General features: G+C 55.1%; 1 protein-coding gene. It reads left to right on the top strand.

What is annotated here, in order from left to right:
* The coding region (locus SO180_RS42530; protein ID WP_449384729.1) for an IS630 family transposase at positions 1-521 on the top strand (521 nt) is incomplete at its 5' end.
* Between the last annotated feature and the right edge of the window lie 13 nt (positions 522-534).

The following is a 534-nucleotide window of genomic DNA, read 5'->3' as shown; positions in this document are numbered from 1 at the left end:
TCCAGGCCCTGGAACGAGCGCAGGGCTATCTGAAACTGCCGAACGGAAGAGCCCTGACCGGGCAAAGCCACGACTACAAGCGGCACGGCACGACTACGCTATTTGCAGCGCTGGAAGTCGCCACCGGGAGGATCCTTGCGACGCATTCGAAACGACGTCGTCGGGTCGAATTTCTCGACTTCATGGATCACGTGACAGCAGCGTTTCCGGACCGACAGCTTCACGTCATTCTCGACAATCTCAGCATCCACAAGAAGAACGAGGAATGGCTCAAGGCGCATCCCAAGGTGACATTTCATTTCACGCCTACGAGCGCGTCCTGGCTCAATCAGGTCGAGGTGTGGTTTTCGATCTTACAAGGGCAGTCGTTGAGCGGCGCTTCTTTCACAAGCCTCAAGCAGCTCGAGCAGCACATCGATGCCTATATCAAAGCGTACAATGACAAAGCTGAGCCCTTCGTCTGGACCAAGAAAAAGGTCCGCCAACGTCCCTTCAAGAGCAGACGTATCACTCAGCTATGATTCCGGGTACTAG

The sequence above is a fragment of the Bradyrhizobium sp. UFLA05-112 genome (assembly GCF_053572325.1).
The sequence above is the reverse complement of the archived record's forward strand: the minus strand, read 5'-3'. Positions and strand labels throughout refer to the sequence as shown.